Origin of the sequence: Neomicrococcus lactis (genome assembly GCF_014200305.1) — a bacterium.
Taxonomy (GTDB): domain Bacteria; phylum Actinomycetota; class Actinomycetes; order Actinomycetales; family Micrococcaceae; genus Neomicrococcus; species Neomicrococcus lactis.
Map to the genome: position 1 here is coordinate 1,390,670 of NZ_JACHBL010000001.1, position 18,808 is coordinate 1,409,477.

Here is an 18,808-nt window from a genome sequence, read left to right on the forward strand (position 1 = left end):
CACTTAGGCCACCTCACCCTGTCCTGCAGCTGCGATGGCAGCTTCAACGTCTGGAGCCTGAGCCAGCAACGGCCCGCCCCACTGCTTTTCCAAGAGGGCTTCCAGCGCCGCACCCGCACGGTACATGCGCGCGTCTTCATGAGCTGGAGCCAAGAACTGGATGCCTACTGGCAACCCTTCAGAGAGACCACCAGGGACCGAGATGCCTGGGATGCCAGCCATGTTTGCTGGGATCGTGGCGACGTCGTTCAAGTACATTGCCAGCGGATCATCCGTCTTCGAGCCGAACTCAAACGCCACAGTCGGTGCCGTTGGGGAAATGAGAACATCTGCCTGCGCAAACGCGGCTTCGAAGTCACGCTGAATGAGCGTACGAACCTTCTGAGCCGAGCCGTAGTAGGCGTCGTAGTAGCCAGCGGACAAAGCGTAGGTGCCCAAGATGATGCGGCGCTTTACTTCGTCACCAAAGTGTGCGGCGCGAGTAGCACCCATAACGCGTTCAATAGTTACCGGACCGTCGGTTGGCACCACGCGCTGCCCGTAACGAACACCGTCGAACTTCGCGAGGTTAGAAGAGACCTCAGAAGGCATGATCAAGTAGTAAGCAGCCAGCGCGTACTTGAAGTTCGGGCAAGACACTTCCACGATGGTCGCGCCAGCGCCGCGCAAAAGTTCCAGTGCTTCATCGAAGCGCTGCTGAACGCCGGCTTCGTAGCCTTCGCCTTGAAGTTCACGAATCACGCCGACGCGCACTCCGCTCAAATCACCGGTTGCGCCCTGCTGAGCAGCAGCCACGAGATCCGCGACTGGCTCGTTGAGAGAGGTGGAATCCTTTGGATCGTGTCCACCGATGAGCTCGTGGAGCAACGCGGCGTCCATGACCGTACGGGACACAGGGCCAATCTGGTCCAAAGAAGATGCCATGGCGATCGCACCGTAACGCGAAACTCCGCCATAGGTTGGCTTGGAGCCCACGGTGCCGGTAACAGCACCTGGCTGGCGGATGGATCCGCCAGTATCCGTACCCAACGCAAGAGGTGCTTCAAAGGCAGCAACGGCTGCAGCAGAGCCACCGCCGGAACCGCCTGGGATGCGGCCGAGGTCCCACGGGTTGCGGGTGTTGCCATATGCAGAGTGCTCCGTGGAGGAACCCATGGCGAACTCATCCAAGTTCGTCTTGCCAAGCATCGGCAGCTTTGCGGCACGGATCTTTTCGATCACGGTCGCATCGTACGGAGACATCCAGCCCTCAAGCATCTTGGAACCAGCCGTCGTCGGCTGGCCCTTCGTGACAATGAGGTCCTTGATCGCGATTGGCACACCGGCGAGTGGGTGCAGGGTCTCCCCCGCAGCGCGCAGGGCGTCCACTTGTGCGGCAACAGCCAAAGCTTCCTCCGCGTTCACGTGCAAGTAGGCGTTGACGCCATTCTCGCCACCGTCAACGGCAGCAATGCGGTCCAGGTGTGCCTGTACGGCCTGTACCGAAGTGACCGTTCCGGCTTGCAACGCGGCGGCCAGCTCGGCCGCACTCATACGAATGATGTCCAAATTCTTACTCCCCATCCAAAATCGCAGGAACCTTAAACCGGCCATCCTCAGAGTCCGGGGCATTCTGCAACGCCTCTTCTTGAGTCAGCGTCTGTCCCACTACGTCTTCACGGAATACGTTTTGAAGCGGAATCGGGTGGCTTGTCGCTGGGACGTCTTCGCCCGCGGCTTCGCTCACTACCGCAATTGAGTCCACAATGACGGCGAGTTCGCTCGCCATGGTCTCAAGTTCGGCGTCGGACATTTCCAAATGCGCAAGACGGGCCAAGTGGGCCACGTCTTCACGGCTGATGGCAGACATGAATCTCCCGGTATTAGACGGTTGGATGTTGGCTTCCAGTCTAGTGCTCACGTATTTCGTAAGCGTAAACGACTAGCTTGATGTCAGTTCCGGGAACGTACCAATCTCGGTCAGGAACTCGCTGGAATCCAAGCTGGTTGTACAAAGCGTGCGCAGGGAGCCAATCGGATCCCGTCGTCAAACTCACGCGATTTACGTCCGGCAGAGTCTTCGCGTACGCCAAAATGCGCTCCACTAGGGCACTTCCGGCCCCGCTGCGTTGAACATTGGGATCCACTGCGAGCAGCCGGAACTCCAATTCGTCTTCGCGAGCGATGTCCGCCCACTTCTCCCCTGCGCGGGCCAGCGTGACGGAACCCACTACTTGGCCGTCGCGCTCGGCGACCCACATGAGCGCATCTTCGTGACGATCTGCCACGTTGCCCACGCGCTGCATGTACGGCTCTTCAGCTGAACCAAAGTAACCACCGGTGACATAGGCGTCGTGTGTGATGCGCCGGATTTCCAGATAGTCGTCCGGTAGTGCGTCTCGCACAATGACGACGCCGGCGCTCGATTTCCCTGCCCCAGCTCGGTGCTTAATGGGGTCATCCAAGATGGACTGTGGGTCTGGAGTGCGGCGCGGAGACCTCGGAACATTCACCTCGCCAGCAACCATCCAGTCAGGCCAGCGCGTGCCGTCGCCGCTCGAGGGTCGGCGTACGGGGGTTCCGGACTCCTCGGCAATCAGCGCACCGGCTGCCCAGTCGAATTCTTGAGTTCCAAACTCGGCGTAGGCATCAAGCTTCCCTTCGGCAACGAGGCACAAGTCAAGAGCGGCTGATCCCAAACGACGGATGTTCGCAAAGTCTGGGAGCATTTCTGCGAGCGCCGCCACTTGGTACGCACGGCGTGCGGCGTCGTAGCCCAGGCCAGTGGCCAGAATGCGAGCATCGCTCGAAGCGTCCGGGCCGTGCAATCGAACCGCAGCGGCGTCGTCGTATTCTGTGTTTCGAACGTCAATGGAGCGCATCCAAGCGCCGCCTCCACGCGTGGCGAAGTATTCGACATTCAGTGCGGGCGCAACCACCGCACCAGCTAGCCAGGCGCCCTCGGGAGCGTTGTCGGCGGAGCCGAAGACGGCCACCGAACACCCGAAGAACGGAATGCCACGCACAAAGTTCACCGTGCCGTCGAGTGGATCGATGGACCAGCGGTAACCGCTCGGGTTCTCCACCGTGGTGGTTTCATACTCTTCGCCGCTGATTTGGTCCTGCGGGCGTGCGGCACGAAGGACCTCACGCACGGCCTGCTCTGCGTTGCGGTCAAACTCTGTCACCCAGTCCCCTGCAGCTGACTTAGAGTCCGTGGCAATGTGCCCGGTGGCTGGGGAAAAACTTGCCCGAGCTGCGAGGACGGCTGCTCCTGCTCGTGCCGCCTTGAGAGTGAGCTCAAGGAAGTCTTCTGGTTTCATGCGGTGGTGACTCCTTCGGGGCCGTCGGCCAAGAGCACCCGGAAACCGTCTTCGTCTAGGACGGGAACGCCGAGTGCTTGTGCCTTGTCGAGTTTGGTGCCAGCTGCTTCACCGGCGACCACGTAGCTCGTGTTTTTAGAAACGGATCCCGCGGCTTTTCCGCCGCGGCTAATAATGGCTTCTTTGGCCTCGTCACGGCTAAAGTTCGGCAGTGTTCCGGTGACCACCACGGTGAGCCCTTCAAGGGTGCGCGGCACGGATTCGTCCACTTCATCTTCCATCCGCACCCCGGCATTCGCCCACTTCGTGACAACCTCTTGGTGCCAGTCCACGGTGAACCACTCCTTGATGGACTCGGCGATGATGATACCTACCCCGTCCACGCTTGCTAGCTCCTCAACGCTGGCCTCGCGAATCTTATCCATTGAGCCGAAGGCCGTGGCCAGAGCACGTGACGCAGTAGGGCCCACGTGACGAATGGAGAGTGCAACCAGCACGCGCCACAGCGGCTGTTGCTTGGCTTTCTCCAGCTCGGTGAAGAGCTTCTTGGTGGTGGCACTTGGCTCGCTCGGCTTTTTCGCTGTGCCCTTCGTGTAGAAGTACGGCACCAGCTCCATTTCGCCGGTGGCGACGCCGCGTGATTTTTTCTCACGCTCGATCATGACATCGCGCAAGTCTTCGGCCGTGAGATCGAAGAGATTCGCTTCGTTGACCAAGGGGCCAGGAACTGGTGATGCCGGCTGGGTCAAAGCACGAGCGGCTTCATAGCCCAGCGCTTCAATATCGAAGGCACCGCGCGATCCCAAGTGAGCAACGCGCTCCGTGAGCTGCGCTGGGCAACTGCGAGCGTTGAGGCAACGGATATCGACGTCGCCTTCCTTCGCCGGGCTCAGCGGCTCACCACAAGATGGGCAATTGGTCGGCATGACGAATTCACGGAGCTCGCTTTCGCGGCCTTCGCGCAGCGGCAGAACGGGTCCCAAGATTTCGGGGATCACGTCGCCTGCCTTACGCAGGATCACGGTGTCGCCGATCAGCAAATTCTTGGCCTTGACCACGTCCTGGTTGTGTAGGGTGGCCATTTCCACGGTGGATCCGGCAACCTTGACTGGCTCCATCACGGCGTAAGGAGTGACGCGTCCGGTACGGCCCACGTTGACCAGAATGTCCAGCAACTTAGTGTGGACTTCCTCGGGCGGATACTTGTACGCGGCTGCCCAGCGCGGAACGCGGGAGGTGTAGCCGAGGGCTCGCTGAACAGCGAACGAATCAATTTTGACCACGATGCCGTCGATCTCATGCAGCAAGTCGTGGCGGTGTTCACCCTTGTCGGCGATGAACGCCAGAACGTCCTCGTAGGAATCGAAGGACTCCCAGTACGGCGAAATAGGGAGTCCCCACGAACGCATGAGCTCGTAGGTTTCCGACTGGCTCTCTGCAGCTAAACCTTCGCGAGAACCTACGCCGTGGACGAACATCGAGAGCGGGCGCTTGGCCGTCTCGTGGGGATCCTTTTGCCGCAAGGAACCGGCAGCAGCATTGCGGGGGTTGGCAAGCGGCGCTTTGCCGTCCTCAATGAGTGAATCGTTGAACAGCTTGAAATCTGCTGACGGTATGAAGATCTCACCGCGCACTTCAAGCTGGGCAGGCCATCCGGAACCCGCGAGTTCGGTGGGGATGGACTTGATGGTGAGCACGTTGTGGGTGACGTCTTCGCCGGTCACACCATCGCCGCGAGTTGCGGCGCGCTTAAGCTTTCCGTCTTCGTAGAGAAGGTTGATGGCCAGGCCATCGATCTTGACTTCGGTCAGCCACTTAATAGAGTCATCCGGCGCTTGGATGGCCGCGTTCTTCTCCGCGCGGCGCGCCCACTCGTCGAGCTCTTCGAGGGAAAAGACATCCTCGAGTGAGTACATGCGCGTGACGTGTTGGGCCGGGGCGAATGCCACGGATACTTCGCCGCCTACCTCTTGAGTCGGCGAATCGTTGGTTACAAGCTCCGGATGAAGTGCCTCGAGGTTTTCGAGCCTGCGGTACAGCTCATCGAATTCTCCGTCCGAGATTAGCGGCGCATCTTCCTGGTAGTAGGCGGTGCGGTGCTTTCGGATCTCGTCGACGAGGGCATCGTATTCATCACGGAGACTCTCCGATGGGACTACTTGATGCGCTTCGAGCTCTTGAAGGTTCTCATCCGTTGATTCGTTGCTCACGAAACTATCTTGCCGCATCACTCGGGGTTCGAAGTGCTTTCCACGTCCAGCACAATGACGGAAATGTTGTCCCGACCGCCGGACTCAATAGCCAATTGGATCAGCCGGTCTGCTGCGGTCTGCGGATCCGGAATGACAGAAAGCACTTCATTGATGGTCTCGCCGTGCACTTCGCCGCTCAGTCCGTCAGAGCACACGAGGTAGCGCTCTCCCCCGGTTACCGGACGCAGCCACATGTCCGCTTCCGTGGTGTCACCTGTACCAAGAGCGCGGGTGATGACGTGGCGGCGCGGGTGAACGTCTGCTTGTTCTTGAGTGAGCTGCCCCAATTCCACCAGCTCTTGCACTTGAGAATGATCGCGGGTGATTTGAGTGAGCGGCTTCCCCTCGCTCATGACGTAGGTGCGGGAGTCTCCCACGTTGAAGACACACCATTGAATGCCATCGCCTTCAGCGCCGTCGTCAATCAACGCCAGCCCGCTGACAGTGGTGCCTCCACTACCGCCAATGGCCGTTCTGATTTCCGAATCCGCCATATCTAGGATCTCGGCAAGTCTCTGGGATGTCACTACATCTGGTTCCTCGCGGTAACCAGCACCGAGAATTCGCGCGCACATGAGGCTGGCTACTTCGCCCGCTTCGTGACCGCCCATGCCATCACACACGGCAAAAATGCCGTCATCGACTAACAGTGAATCTTCGTTGAGTGGACGCACTAGTCCTCGGTCGGTTCGAAAACCAACGCGCACGGCGTATTTACTGACAGTTTCTGGAGGCACGCTTCCATCTTTTCAGATTCTGCAGTGAATAAGGACCAACTCAGAAAACTATTCACTCCTAGTCGAGTGAGAGGCCTTCGCCTTCGCCTCGCGCCAAGATGTAGGGAGTGATTTCGCCGAAGCCTCGAACCTCGTGGCTTTGCTGGCGTTCCACGATGTAGCGCTTGTCACCGGACAGCGTCGAAGCCGTCAACGCATCACAAAGCACCGTACTCGGTTTAGCCAATGCTGTGAGTCGCGCCGCGAGGTTCACAGTTGGGCCGTAAATGTCACCCAAGCGAGACAACACTCGTCCCCAAACCAGAGACACACGAGCGTCCGGCAGGAACTCGTCCGCCTTGAATTCTTCTGCGAGCGCCAGCGAAATCTCAGCGCCTGCCTGCGGAGTTTCCGCGACAAACAACACTTCGTCGCCAATCGTCTTCACAAGACGTCCGCCACCCACGGCAATGATTTCGGCACTCTTTTGCTCGAACCGCTGCACCAGTTGAGCCAGCGTACGTTCGTTCATACGGCGAGACAGTGAAGTGTAGGAGACCAAATCGGCAAAGCCCACGGCTCGAGCCAACGGCAGCGGTGCGTCGTCTTCCTCGCCGGTTCGACCCTCGGCAGAAGCCAACAGCCCGGATTCAACCCGCAACACCTGACGCTGAATCGCAGCATTCATTTGGCGCCGCCACGTATAAAGAAGAACATTTTCAATGGGCTCAATGAGCCTAGGCAAGAGCTCAAGAACGTGCTCGCGCGCTTCCCGATCTGTCATCTTCCGGTTCTGCACGAAGTCCTCCACGAGGGCTTCGATCTGCCAAATCACCATGCGGTCAGTCATCTGGCCAATTGAGCGCGTGATGGAAATGGCGGTTTCCTCAGACAAGTAGCCTTCACGAACGTTCTCAACGATGGTCAAGATGGCTTCGAGGTCACGCTCGGTGAAGGCAACTTCTTCGTCGTTTACGTTGGGGAACCCCAATGCTCGCCATAGCTTCTTGGCTGACAACAAGGAAACGCCAGCACCGGAAGCCACCTCGCGACGCTTGAGGGTACGTGGGCCACCGAGAAGTCGCCGCTCCAGATTTCTAGATGCTTCACGATCGTTCATGGTTCGCTCGGCCACAGGCGCTACTTCCGGAACTGATTCCGGCTCAGGTGTGGGCTCCGGCGTCACTTCAGGAACCTGAACAGCTGGTTCCTCCGGGGCATCAGATTCCTGCACAGTGACGGGTTCCGGCACCGCTGCAGGTTCCGAATCAGCTACCGGCATGCGGTTGCGGAAATTCTCAAAGGGATCAGAAATCACAGTGCCCACCGTTCAACGGGTAAAGCTCGAGCAGGGAGGGCATCGCGGTACTCCACCACCAAATCGGCGACGGTGCGTACGGCGGGAACGTTGTAGATAATGCCATTTCCTGAAGCTGTTCTGAGGATCATTGTCCCTGACTGGTTCATTTTTTGCGCCACGGATTGCCGCAGGTCAACTCCAAAAATACCGTCAAGAGGCACTTCGCGGTCTACACCTTTACGGTGGACCACTACGCGTTGCGTAGTGAGGATGATCCACGTGGTGAACCATCGGAAGATCGGGAGGACCCCATACTTGAACGCCAAAAGCGCGCCGACACCCACCACAATCCAATGCAGTACAGGTGCCATGGTGGCGAGAGGCTCAGTGTGTTCGCGGTTCAAAAATCCTGCGCCGTAGCTTGCTACGAGAACTATGAGGAAGAGCCGAATGGTGGGCCACAGAATTGTCCGCAGGTGCGGTCGCGTACGCACTACAACGCGTTCATCGTCGCGTAACCGAACTCGCACACTGACTCCTCTCTGTTCTTACGTCTCATCTTTACAGCTCACCCTGAGAAAATCTCAAGAATGACCGTCTAGGCGTAGGCCCCGTCGGAGCGACGCAGATGGACGATGTCACCAGCACTAATACGATGCGATTGCCCGTCCGCCGTTTCCACAATGAGCGCACCGTCCGGATCCAGGTCCACACACTCGCCAATCACGTGGCGACCATTAGGAAGCTCTGCACACACGTCTAGACCCAGCGAACTCAATTTTTCCTTGACAGCGCCGCGCAACCACACCGACGTGCGGTATCCAGACGCCTTGAGCTTCTCGAAATCCGAGCGAATGTGCGATAGGAATACTTCGCACACTCGATCGATGTCCGCTTCGATACCTTCGAGCGCAAGGCTCGTGGCAGTGCGAACCGGAAGTTGTTCGTGAGTCAGCGAAATATTCGTTCCAATTCCCACTACGACGCCGCTGCTCGTCTCCCGCTCCCCGCTCGCAACGGCTTCTCTTGGGTTGAGCACGGAATGGAACTGCGCAAGAATTCCGGCAACTTTCTTGCCGTTGAGCAACACATCGTTGGGCCACTTGAGGCGAGCTGCATCCGACGCCGCACCAAGTTCCTCAATGGTGCGAGTCAAGGACAGCGCGCAGAGCACCGAAAGCCACGCGGCTTCGTGGGAGGGAATTTCGCCAGGCTCGTCGACGCGGAAGAACACGCTCAGAGCCAAGCTTGTGCCGGTGGGTGCCACCCACGCCCGGCCTAATCGACCGGTCCCAGAGGTCTGGTCGCCGGTAGCGGCCCAATCCAAGGTGTTCCATGATGCTGGGTCGGCGCGAAATTGCTCGCCTACAAAGGCGTTGGTTGAGGAGCAAGATTCCAACATCATGAGTCAATCCTAACGATGCAATCCGCCTCATGAGCGTCGAGAAACTCCCCCCCCCAACGTACTCCTTAGAGGAAGATGTCAGGGATCAGATCCGTATTACCCGGCGTCGTCGCATAGCGTCCAAGGTCCTCCTCACCCTTGAGCGTCAAGATTTCTTCATCCACCAAGAATTTGCCCGTGAGTTCTCGAGGGTCTGACGTCAGGATGGCGTGAGCCGCGTCGCCGACGATCTCAATGGAGCGCCCCTTGGACGCCAAGAGATCACCGTGAGGCATCGCGCGGATGGCTGCCGTATCAATGAGCGTTGCCGGCCAAAGAGAGTTCACACCGATTCCATGCTCCTTGAGTTCTTCCGCGAGCCCCAGCGTCACGAGGCTCATGGCGTACTTGGACATGGTGTAGCCCACGTGCATGCCAGCCCACTTCGGATCAAGGTTGAGCGGCGGGGACATGGTCAGGATGTGCGCATGGTCAGACTTCATCAAATGTGGCAACGCCGTCTTTGCCATGAGGAACGAACCACGAGCGTTGATATCCAGCATGAGGTCGTACTTCTTCATCGACAGATCAGGCGTCTTGCTCAAGTCAATCGCGGAGGCGTTATTGATCACGATGTCAATGCCGCCGAAGGTTTCAACCGCTTCTGCAACGGCGCGAGCTACGTCGTCGTCATTGCGAACGTCACCCACCACGGGAAGTGCCTTGCCGCCGGCTTCCTCCATTTCCGCTCGGGCCGTGTAGACGGTGCCCTCCAACTTGTCATGCGCTTGCACCGTCTTGGCAAGGAATACAATGTTGGCGCCGTCAGCCGCCGCTCGCTTGGCGATCGCCAACCCAATTCCGCGGCTGCCGCCGCTCATGAGGATGGTGCGGCCCTTCAAAGAGAAAGTTTCAGTAGTCATGAAGTCAGAATAGTGGCTTCCGACACATTTTGTTACCCATGAGTAACAAGTATTTTCTGATTCATTCCACGACTTTGTAGGTTTCATACCAGCGATGTCCGTAAATGGCTCACTAGACTAGCCAAGTTGCAGGTTCTTGTTGTGGAATCTCTACAAGCACACCGGCACTTAGTGAATCGATGATGGGAGCACCCAACCTATGACCGCACCAGCTGCGAACGCCAATGCTGCTAGCTCAGGCGAAGAGAGCCCCATCGATCTCACCACCACTGCCGGAAAGATTGCAGAATTCCGGCGCCGCGAAGCACTTTCCCAGCTGCCGTCCGGTCAAGCAGCCGTCGACAAGCAGCACGAGCGCGGGAAGCACACGGCCCGCGAACGCATTGATCTTTTGTTGGACGAGGGTTCTTTCGTTGAGTTCGACGCCCTCGCGATCCACCGCACCTCCGCTTTCGGCATGGACAAGAAGCGCCCTCTCGGCGACGGCGTAGTTTCGGGCTACGGCACCGTAGACGGCCGCCTCGTCGCCGTTTACTCCCAAGATTTCACTGTCTATGGCGGTTCGTTGAGCCAGGTCAACGGCGAGAAGATCGTCAAGGTTCAGGAATTCGCCCTGCGCAACGCATGCCCCGTCATCGGTATTAACGACGGCGGTGGCGCTCGCATCCAGGAAGGCGTTGCCTCGCTGGCCATGTTTGCGGATATCTTCCGCAATAACGTTCACTCTTCCGGCGTCATCCCGCAGATCTCCCTCATCATGGGCCCCTGCGCAGGCGGTGCCGCCTACTCCCCTGCTTTGACCGACTACGTGGTCATGGTGGATAAGACCAGCCACATGTTCATCACCGGCCCGGACGTCATCAAGACCGTGACCGGCGAAGAAGTGGACATGGAGACGCTCGGTGGCGCTCGCCAGCACAACGCTGTGACGGGTACGGCAACCTACCTTGCAGACGACGAAGAAGACGCAATCGACTTCGTCAAAGAGCTCCTGGACTTCTTGCCATCCAGCAACCTGTCCCCCACCCCGATGGAGGGCTTCGAGGAGAATCTTGAGATCACGGAAGAGGACGAGGCGCTCGACCTTCTCATTCCTGACTCCGCAAATCAGCCATATGACATGCGCGAAGTCATCGAGGCAATTGTCGACGACGGTCACTTCCTCGAAATGCAGTCTCTGTACGCACCGAATGTCCTCATTGGATACGCACGCGTTGAGGGCCGCCCCATCGGCATCGTGGCGAACCAGCCGATGCAGTTCGCTGGCACGTTGGACATCGCTGCTTCCGAAAAGGCCGCCCGCTTTGTCCGTAACTGCGATGCATTCAATATTCCAATTTTGACCCTCGTTGACGTTCCCGGCTTCTTGCCTGGCACGGATCAGGAGTTCCAGGGCATCATCCGCCGCGGCGCCAAGTTGCTCTACGCGTACGCAGAGGCGACGGTCCCGAAGATCACCATCATCACCCGCAAAGCTTATGGCGGCGCCTACATTGTGATGGGCTCTAAGAAGCTCGGAGCTGATCTGAACTTCGCGTGGCCTACCGCGCAGATTGGTGTCATGGGCGCTCAAGGTGCGGTCAACATTCTGTACCGCCGCGACCTAGCAGCCGTTGAAGCCGAAGGCGGCGACGTTGAGGCGCGCCGCACCGAGGTCATCGAAGGCTACGAAGCCGAGCTGCTCAATCCTTACCAGGCTGCCGAGCTTGGCTACTTGGACGCTGTCATTGCTCCTCAGAACACGCGACTTCGTGTAGTTCACGGCTTGCGAGCATTGCGCGACAAGCACGTTGCCAACCCTGCTAAGAAGCACGGAAACATCCCACTATGAGTCCAGCAGCAGCCGCACGCGGCACGCGTACATGGGAAGGCGATTCCGAAGAACAGGAAGCGCCGATCTTCAAAGTGGTCTCTGGCGATCCATCGCCGGAGGAGCTTGCTGCTCTGACGGCATGCCTTCTCGCGACGACGAGCCAATCGGAGGAAGAGCCGGAGGCACCTACGCGCAATGACTTGGTGCGTGAAGCCATCAAGCGTGGCCGGCAGTTCATGCAGCTACCGGGAATCTGGCGCGGACGACACTAAGTAGCTGATATTCAGCGACTATTTCACGTTGTAATGTTGTCTCATGACCATTGAGATGCCCATCACACGTACCCCGAGCGCCATTGACGAATCTTGCGAGAAGTTCTTTCAGGAATTCCTGAAGCTCTCCCCTGAGACTGGAGCCTCGCTCGGTATCCCCGGATACGAAGAAGGATACGAAGACCGCTCCCCTGAAGGCCGTCAGAAGCTACGCGATCTCATGCAGCGCGCGCTCGACGACATCATGGCTGCTACGCCCGTCGATGACATCGACAAGGTCACGCAGCACTCTGTCAACGAGCGACTGAGTCTCTGGATCGAAAACATCGACTCCGGCTGGACCGACCTCAACAATATTGCCTCGACACCGCAAAACGTTCGTGCAATCTTGGACCTCATGCCCACCGCAACTGCCGAGGACTGGGACCACATCGCCGGGCGTCTTGCGAATATCCCCAAGGCACTGACGCAAGCTACGGCGTCGTACAAAAAGAGCGCAAGTGAAGGCAAAGTGGCCGCGCGCCGCCAAGTGGACATTGTCCTAGGCCAGATCGCTGACTACACCAAGGACGTCGGCTTCTTCGACAGCCTCGTGGAGCGCGCGCCTGCGATCTTCTCGACCGTTCGACTCAAGGAAAGCGCGGCTGCCGCGAAAGCCGGATACGACGAGTTCGCGACGTTTCTGCGCGAAGAACTTCTTCCGATCGCACCAGAGAAGGACGCCTTTGGCCGCGAGCGCTACTTGCTAGCGAGCCGCGAGTTCCTGGGCACCACGATCGATATTGACGAGACCTATGAGTGGGGCATCGCTGAGCTGGACCGCATCATTGCGGAACAAGAGCGTGTTGCCAATGCCATCAAGCCTGGCGCTACCATCGCCGAAGCGAAAGCACTTCTCAACGAGGACTCCACGCGCGTTTTGCACGGTACGGATGCCCTAAAGGCGTGGATGCAAGAAAAGTCTGACGCGGCAGTGGCCGAGCTCGGAGAGAATCACTTCGATATTCCGGAGCCAGTGCGCAAGCTCGAATGCATGATTGCGCCGACGCAAGAAGGAGGCATCTATTACACCGGTCCGTCTGACGATTTTTCACGTCCAGGCCAAATGTGGTGGTCCGTGCCGGCCGGCGAGGAAAAGTTCCTGACCTGGTCAGAAACCAGCACGGTGTATCACGAGGGCGTGCCCGGACACCATCTGCAGGTAGCGACGGCTGTGTACTTGAAGGACACCCTCAACTCGGTGCGCCGAAACCTGATTTGGGTATCCGGTCATGGTGAAGGCTGGGCGCTCTATGCAGAGCGACTCATGCAAGAGCTGGGGTACCTCGATGATTTGGGCGACTACATGGGCATGCTAGATGCGCAGCGCATGCGTGCGGCCCGTGTGGTCTTTGACATTGGCGTCCACTGCGAGCTCGAGATTCCTGAGCAGTGGGGATCCGGCACGTGGACCCCTGAGCTGGGCTACGAGTTCTTGAAGAAGAACTTGGACACCTCCCCCGGCCAGTTGGATTTTGAGTTCAACCGCTACCTTGGCTGGGCCGGTCAGGCTCCTGCCTACAAGCTCGGCGAGCGCCTGTGGAATGAGCTTCGTGAAGAGGTCAAGCAGCGCGAGGGCGATGCGTTTGATCTCAAGAAGTTCCACAAGGACGCCTTGGCACTCGGCTCCGTTGGACTCGACACCTTGAAATACGCCTTGACGGAAGTCACAGTCGCGTAATATTTCGCAATTTAGGCTTGGACGGCAGGATAATTCGCCCCACACTCGTTAGGTGAATAATCCTGCCTCCTACGCAACTGCCGTGCGTCGTCTGCCTAAATGGGCGACCTCGTTCGGCCCTCAAATCATTGCCGCCCTCATTCTTGGCCTCATCCTAGGTCTCTGGGCGAAGCAAACCGGCCACACCACCGAATCGCCGAACGCGCTAGGAACCACGCTTCAGGTCATCGGTTCCAGCTACGTCAGCTTGCTGAAGGCCGCCGTTGTTCCACTGGTGTTCTTCGCCGTAGTGGCCTCGATCGCAAACCTTGCACAAGTCACCAACGCCGCCCGCTTGGCGTGGAAGACACTTTTGTGGTTCTGCATCACGGCGTTCATTGCGGTGATGATCGGTATTGGATTGGGAATTGTCTTCCAGCCAGGCGTCGGCACCGGCCAGTCAGCCCCAGCCGACTACACCGGCAAGACTGGCTCTTGGTGGGCCTTCTTGCAGGGACTTATCCCAGCTAACTTCTTGGGCCTTTCCGCCTCGAGCAAGGTTGCAGAGTCCGGCGCCGTTTCCACTTCAGTGTCCTTCGACGTACTTCAGATCCTGGTGATCGCTATCGCCGTAGGCGTTGCCGCACTCAAGGTTGGTGCTGCGGCCGAACCGTTCGTTTCCTTCAGCCGCTCGATTCTGGCCATCATCCAAAAGGTTCTTTGGTGGATCATCCGCATTGCACCAATCGGCACCGTGGGACTCATCGGCAATGCTGTGGCAACCTACGGCTGGGACACCATGGGATCCCTCGCCAAGTTCGTTGTAGCCATCTACGTTGGCCTGGCACTCGTGCTGTTTGTGGTGTACCCGATCATGGTTCGTGTTCACGGACTTTCGGTACGCCAGTACTTCTCCGGCGCATGGCCAGCCATTCAGCTTGCCTTCGTGTCCCGCTCTTCCGTGGGAACCATGCCGCTGACTCAGCGCGTGACGGAGCGCAACATGGGCGTCCCTAGTGGCTACGCATCCTTCGCAGTTCCGCTCGGCGCTACGACCAAGATGGATGGCTGCGCAGCCATCTACCCGGCAATCGCCGCCATCTTCGTGGCTCAATTCTTCGGCATTGACCTGAACTTCAGCCAGTACTTGTTGATTGTGATTGTGTCCGTTCTGGGCTCCGCAGCAACAGCAGGCACCACGGGAGCTACCGTGATGTTGACTCTGACCTTGTCTACTTTGGGACTGCCACTCGCCGGCGTTGGTCTGTTGCTCGCCATCGATCCGATCGTCGACATGGGACGCACCGCCGTAAATGTGGCCGGTCAGATCCTGGTGCCGACCATCGTGTCTAAGCGCGAAGGAATCTTGGACGAATCTCTGTACAACGCTGACCGCGAGGGGGATCCGTTTAAGGATGAGTTCTCGGAGAAACCGGAGACAGTCGACGCGTAAAGACTTTCCTCACAAGTGAGGGTGGTGTCGAACGAGCCAATTCGTTCGACACCACCCTCACTTCTCTTCCGCCAAGCTTGCGGATCCGATTCTGACCAGCTCCGCGAAATCCATGTTTGACTGCTGAAGGCTTTCGAAGGACCCCTCGCCAGCTATCAGTCCATTCTTCATGAAGAGGATGTTGTCCGCATTCTTCACCGTGGAAAGTCTGTGGGCAACGATGATGATTGTTCGTTCACCAGCCAGAGATTTCATGGTTTCAGAAATTTCAAATTCCGTGATGTTGTCTAAGGCTGAGGTGGCTTCGTCGAGTACCAGAACATCGGGATCCCGATATAGCGCTCTAGCAATTCCAACACGTTGCCGTTGACCGCCCGAGAGTCGGACGCCACGCTCACCAAGTCGTGTCGCGAGCCCGTCGGGAAGCTGCGCTACTGCTTCATCTAACTGTGCCAGCGAAACTACATCTCTGACTTTCTGCATATCTATCTCGTTGTCTGGTAGCCCATAAGCGACATTCGCGGCCAGGGAGTCATCCAGAATAAAGATGTCCTGAGACACCACTGCTACCCGTTCATACCATGATCCGAGCGCACCGTGGATGCTTTGGCCACCGTAAGTCACAGTTCCACTAGTGGGCGTAAACAATCCGAGAATGATGTCTAGCAATGTGCTTTTACCTGCACCGCTAGATCCTACAAAAGCGACCGTGGATCCGGCTTGTATATCTACACTAACGCCCTTCAGGACGAACTCATCTGAGTCGTCAAATTTGAAGCGCACATCAGAAATCCTTATAGCTTGCTTCTCTGCGAGCTTCGGTTCATCGTCAAGCTTTACAGGTCCGGACGCCTCCAGCTGGTTGATTTCAGATACAACAATTTGCAAGCCTGCATTACTCATACGAACTGATCCCAAAGTACCGGTAAACCGATTCAACGTTGGCAGAAGTCTTGTTGCAGCAGCCACGAAAACTCCGAGTACTGAGAGCGCTTGCCCTTGGTCTTGGGTGCTAAAAAGAAGAACAGACATAGCACCTACACCAATGACGAAAACAATCTCCAAGACGTATCTGGGAATTTCGGAGATCAGAGCCATCCGGCGGTGAGCTTGAGCCTGCTCGCTCCGCGACGCGAAGAAGCGGGAAACAAATTCGGTTGATGTCTTGGTGACTCGGGACTCCCGAAAACCATTAATGCCAGGAAGGACCGCGTTCCATGCCCCGGCCTCATACTCCGCAATTTCTTCGCCAATCCTTTGCTGCCGCTTTCTCAGAAGAGATTGTGTGACAAACATGGTCGTACCAAAGAAAACTATGACTCCAAGTGTTGTCCACGGAGACACCAAAAAAAGCACAACTAGAATCAGCGATATCGTCAAACCATCGGTAAGAAGTGAAATCAGCCCAAGCAAAACTCCACCAAAAGCCTGAGAGACTGCGTGACCGATGTTGCGGTGCATCTCTGACATCTTTCGGCCTCGATGATCCGAGTATGCGGAATCCACATATCGTCGAAATAGCTCCGTTGAAGCCTCCGCCTCGAGCCTCGAAGTATGGCCCGACAGCCACCACTTGAACGTAAGTTGAACGAGAGCTTTGGTCACAAATGAGAGGGCAACAAGACCCGAAATAATTAAAAGAAGACGCTGAAGATCCTGAGTCCCGAAAACTTCAGAAATCGTAGAAATCGCCACGTTATCCGTTGATCCCGTGACTAGTAACATCAGCGGAAGCATCGCAGCAACGCCAAGCATATCTAGCCCAGCAACCAACAATGATCCGAGCACAGCGGGAATGAGCCAAACCAGTCGCTCATTCTTGAGCAGTCTGCTTACAACTCTTAGATCTTTAAGCAAAAATAGCCCCCAGCGCGATCGAAAACGGCGACGCCTAACAATATGCCGGAGCCGTCGCTGAATTATGCTGTTATAGATCTTAGGTTGATTTAACTGTGAACGAATAACGCGTTGCGGGCACCCGATTGAAACGCCCTAAACCCAGTTCACCTTTGTTGTCGTGTCGTAACTAGTGAGGTGGCTCCCAGGATGAACCGGATCAGGACTTCTGATATCAATGCCTATACCTCAAACATCACGCGAAATGGCTTAACAACGATTCGCGACTATGTTGGCTTCTCTAGGCGAGTCGCTCATCGCAATATCTCAAAAGAACACACTCGTCGAATGAGACTCATAACCTCAGGCTTAAGTCTTCCGCAACCGCTACCCAAGTTACCGAAGGGCTCCGTTGCAGCTGTGACGATGGTTAGGAATGAACAAGACATCATTTCAAATACCGTAGGCCACTTGCTTTCGCAGGGAGTCGATTACGTACTCGTTGCAGATAACAATTCCACTGATCAGACCCCCGAAATCTTGAAAGATCTTGCAAGGGACCCGCGGGTTGATATTGCCTTCGACGCTGTCGACGCCTATTACCAGTCAGAAAAGATGACAAACTTAGCACGAATTGTCAGAAACTTGGGTGCTACTTGGATCATCCCCTTCGACGCTGACGAATACTGGTTCTCCGAGCACGGAGCTCTTGCCGATTTCCTCCGTGCATCCGACGGCAAGCGGTTCCCCGCGGCTGTCCACAATGCTTTTCCTTCCAGCACTGATTCAGAAAAACTGTGGGTGGATCTGGGGCACGAAATCCAACCAAAGACGGCATTCAAGAAGTTTCCATTTGCCTTTCCGACTATGGGAAATCACTACGTGATTCGGCCTGGAAAGTTCCAAGGTGGCTTGCACATCGTCCATCATCCGTGGCGGTCAAAAGCGCAATTGCGCCGAAAAGCTCAAACAGGGAGCCTGGCCTTGAGACTCGCTAACGCCGATGCAGGAATTGGCGGTCAGTGGACCGGCATTCAATATGAAAATGAAGCCGTAGTGGACGGTATTTGGGAGTCCATATTGAACCACAAACCTGATCCCGTTCTGGGCCTCAAAGCGAACGGGCCATTTCGCCTAATGGACCCACGAGAGATGACAACTTGGGACCTTTCAGAAATCTAGAAAACAATTTTGAATTTGCACTGAATGCAAGTTTGCACGTAGTGTAACCATGTGCTTGTTTCCCGCCGTGACATCAATAAGGCTGAAACGCGAGCCGCTATCGCTGAATCTGCTCGGAAAATCCTCAATCTCGTTGGGCTTGAAGGACTGACCGCTGAAAAGATCGCCGAAGCCGCTGGCGTCAGCCGCCGTACTTTTTTCAACTACTTCCCGAGCGTGGACTCTGCGCTGAATGTACCGATTGAGCACTTCATTGAACGTGTCTTGACTGCGGTTGAAGAAGTTGATGATTCAGCATCTCTCGCGGAAGCCGCCGTCCAGGCGGTCCAGGAGTTCGAGGACATCGAATCGTACCGCTCGGTCGCCGAAATGTTTGTTCTCGCGCAGACCCATCCCCCGCTCGCAAGACTTCAAACTGAAACTTGGGACTCTTGCGCTTTCCACCTAGCGGACTTTGTTGAATCACGATATGGCCAGCCTCTGGACCTTGACGCTTACGCATTTGTCTTCTCCATTACCGGCGCAGGAAAAGCCGCATTCGCCTACTGGGCACAGGAATCAGCTGGGGATCTGAGCGACGATTCCATGAAGAAACTCCACAGCTATCTAGTTGACGCACTCGCTACGTTGCGCGATGGCTTCCCTACAATCCGCAATTTCTCTCGAGGTGCATAGC

Annotated in this window: 16 protein-coding genes; 6 read left to right on the forward strand and 10 right to left on the reverse strand. The window is 57.0% G+C overall.

Annotated elements, in window-relative coordinates; genetic code table 11:
- Nucleotides 1–3 precede the first annotated feature (3 nt).
- The 9 genes from gatA to BKA12_RS06390 all read right to left on the reverse strand — a co-directional run bounded on the left by gatA (nt 4) and on the right by BKA12_RS06390 (nt 9,877).
- Nucleotides 4–1,563 (reverse strand): Asp-tRNA(Asn)/Glu-tRNA(Gln) amidotransferase subunit GatA, encoded by a 1,560-nt coding sequence (gene gatA, locus BKA12_RS06345; protein ID WP_183641572.1) that lies wholly within the window; start codon nt 1,561–1,563, stop codon nt 4–6.
- Nucleotides 1,553–1,849 (reverse strand): Asp-tRNA(Asn)/Glu-tRNA(Gln) amidotransferase subunit GatC, encoded by a 297-nt coding sequence (gene gatC / locus BKA12_RS06350; RefSeq protein WP_183641574.1) that lies wholly within the window; start codon nt 1,847–1,849, stop codon nt 1,553–1,555. Before gatC ends, gatA begins: the two co-directional genes overlap by 11 nt.
- 40 nt (nt 1,850–1,889) lie before the next feature.
- Nucleotides 1,890–3,302: an inositol monophosphatase family protein gene (locus BKA12_RS12620; RefSeq protein ID WP_338087447.1), complete on the reverse strand. Its 1,413-nt coding sequence runs from the start codon at nt 3,300–3,302 to the stop codon at nt 1,890–1,892.
- Complete coding sequence (gene ligA, locus BKA12_RS06365) at nt 3,299–5,530, reverse strand: NAD-dependent DNA ligase LigA (RefSeq protein WP_183641576.1); 2,232 nt, start codon at nt 5,528–5,530, stop codon at nt 3,299–3,301. The genes BKA12_RS12620 and ligA overlap by 4 nt, the downstream gene beginning before the upstream one ends.
- Nucleotides 5,530–6,228 (reverse strand): PP2C family protein-serine/threonine phosphatase, encoded by a 699-nt coding sequence (locus BKA12_RS06370; RefSeq protein WP_338087449.1) that lies wholly within the window; start codon nt 6,226–6,228, stop codon nt 5,530–5,532. The genes ligA and BKA12_RS06370 overlap by 1 nt, the downstream gene beginning before the upstream one ends.
- Nucleotides 6,229–6,349: 121 nt before the next feature.
- Entirely contained in the window at nt 6,350–7,552 is a 1,203-nt protein-coding gene (locus BKA12_RS06375) for an adenylate/guanylate cyclase domain-containing protein (protein ID WP_183644676.1), read from the reverse strand.
- Nucleotides 7,553–7,584: 32 nt separating this feature from the next.
- Nucleotides 7,585–8,100, reverse strand: coding sequence for a PH domain-containing protein (locus BKA12_RS06380; protein ID WP_183641580.1), 516 nt, complete (start codon nt 8,098–8,100; stop codon nt 7,585–7,587).
- A gap of 68 nt (nt 8,101–8,168) precedes the next feature.
- Nucleotides 8,169–8,975: a biotin--[acetyl-CoA-carboxylase] ligase gene (locus tag BKA12_RS06385; protein ID WP_183641582.1), complete on the reverse strand. Its 807-nt coding sequence runs from the start codon at nt 8,973–8,975 to the stop codon at nt 8,169–8,171.
- Between the two features lie 65 nt (nt 8,976–9,040).
- Nucleotides 9,041–9,877 carry an SDR family oxidoreductase gene (locus tag BKA12_RS06390; RefSeq protein WP_183641583.1) on the reverse strand — a complete coding sequence of 279 codons (837 nt, stop codon included), beginning with the start codon at nt 9,875–9,877 and terminating at the stop codon, nt 9,041–9,043.
- A gap of 199 nt (nt 9,878–10,076) precedes the next feature.
- Between BKA12_RS06390 and BKA12_RS06395 the strand changes: the two genes are divergently transcribed.
- The 4 genes from BKA12_RS06395 to BKA12_RS06410 are packed head-to-tail and all read left to right on the forward strand — an operon-like array spanning nt 10,077 to nt 15,114.
- On the forward strand, nt 10,077–11,708 hold the full coding sequence (locus BKA12_RS06395; protein WP_183641585.1) for an acyl-CoA carboxylase subunit beta: 1,632 nt from the start codon (nt 10,077–10,079) through the stop codon (nt 11,706–11,708).
- Nucleotides 11,705–11,962, forward strand: coding sequence for an acyl-CoA carboxylase epsilon subunit (locus BKA12_RS06400; RefSeq protein WP_183641587.1), 258 nt, complete (start codon nt 11,705–11,707; stop codon nt 11,960–11,962). The genes BKA12_RS06395 and BKA12_RS06400 overlap by 4 nt, the downstream gene beginning before the upstream one ends.
- Before the next feature lie 43 nt (nt 11,963–12,005).
- On the forward strand, nt 12,006–13,682 hold the full coding sequence (locus tag BKA12_RS06405; RefSeq protein ID WP_183641589.1) for a DUF885 domain-containing protein: 1,677 nt from the start codon (nt 12,006–12,008) through the stop codon (nt 13,680–13,682).
- Between the two features lie 52 nt (nt 13,683–13,734).
- Nucleotides 13,735–15,114, forward strand: a complete 1,380-nt coding sequence (locus tag BKA12_RS06410; RefSeq protein WP_338087451.1) for a dicarboxylate/amino acid:cation symporter — start codon at nt 13,735–13,737, stop codon at nt 15,112–15,114.
- 57 nt (nt 15,115–15,171) lie between these two features.
- On the opposite strand, the gene BKA12_RS06415 is transcribed toward BKA12_RS06410, so the two are convergent.
- Nucleotides 15,172–16,869 carry an ABC transporter ATP-binding protein gene (locus tag BKA12_RS06415; RefSeq protein WP_183641591.1) on the reverse strand — a complete coding sequence of 566 codons (1,698 nt, stop codon included), beginning with the start codon at nt 16,867–16,869 and terminating at the stop codon, nt 15,172–15,174.
- A gap of 429 nt (nt 16,870–17,298) precedes the next feature.
- Between BKA12_RS06415 and BKA12_RS06420 the strand changes: the two genes are divergently transcribed.
- Together BKA12_RS06420 and BKA12_RS06425 are read left to right on the forward strand one after the other, a co-directional pair.
- Nucleotides 17,299–18,132, forward strand: a complete 834-nt coding sequence (locus BKA12_RS06420) for a glycosyltransferase family 2 protein (protein ID WP_183641592.1) — start codon at nt 17,299–17,301, stop codon at nt 18,130–18,132.
- A 51-nt stretch (nt 18,133–18,183) separates the two neighbouring features.
- On the forward strand, nt 18,184–18,807 hold the full coding sequence (locus BKA12_RS06425) for a TetR family transcriptional regulator (protein ID WP_183641594.1): 624 nt from the start codon (nt 18,184–18,186) through the stop codon (nt 18,805–18,807).
- The last annotated feature ends 1 nt before the right edge of the window (nt 18,808 follow it).

Excerpts from the sequence above, each read along its gene's own strand:
- gatA (WP_183641572.1), bottom strand. The coding sequence starts at position 1,563 with ATGGGGAGTAAGAATTTGGACATCATTCGTATGAGTGCGGCCGAGCTG.
- gatC (WP_183641574.1), bottom strand. The coding sequence starts at position 1,849 with ATGTCTGCCATCAGCCGTGAAGACGTGGCCCACTTGGCCCGTCTTGCG.
- BKA12_RS12620 (WP_338087447.1), bottom strand. The coding sequence starts at position 3,302 with ATGAAACCAGAAGACTTCCTTGAGCTCACTCTCAAGGCGGCACGAGCA.
- ligA (WP_183641576.1), bottom strand. The coding sequence starts at position 5,530 with ATGCGGCAAGATAGTTTCGTGAGCAACGAATCAACGGATGAGAACCTT.
- BKA12_RS06375 (WP_183644676.1), bottom strand. The coding sequence starts at position 7,552 with ATGCCGGTAGCTGATTCGGAACCTGCAGCGGTGCCGGAACCCGTCACT.
- BKA12_RS06385 (WP_183641582.1), bottom strand. The coding sequence starts at position 8,975 with ATGATGTTGGAATCTTGCTCCTCAACCAACGCCTTTGTAGGCGAGCAA.
- BKA12_RS06390 (WP_183641583.1), bottom strand. The coding sequence starts at position 9,877 with ATGACTACTGAAACTTTCTCTTTGAAGGGCCGCACCATCCTCATGAGC.
- BKA12_RS06395 (WP_183641585.1), top strand. The coding sequence starts at position 10,077 with ATGACCGCACCAGCTGCGAACGCCAATGCTGCTAGCTCAGGCGAAGAG.
- BKA12_RS06400 (WP_183641587.1), top strand. The coding sequence starts at position 11,705 with ATGAGTCCAGCAGCAGCCGCACGCGGCACGCGTACATGGGAAGGCGAT.
- BKA12_RS06405 (WP_183641589.1), top strand. The coding sequence starts at position 12,006 with ATGACCATTGAGATGCCCATCACACGTACCCCGAGCGCCATTGACGAA.
- BKA12_RS06415 (WP_183641591.1), bottom strand. The coding sequence starts at position 16,869 with ATGCTTGGCGTTGCTGCGATGCTTCCGCTGATGTTACTAGTCACGGGA.
- BKA12_RS06420 (WP_183641592.1), top strand. The coding sequence starts at position 17,299 with ATGAGACTCATAACCTCAGGCTTAAGTCTTCCGCAACCGCTACCCAAG.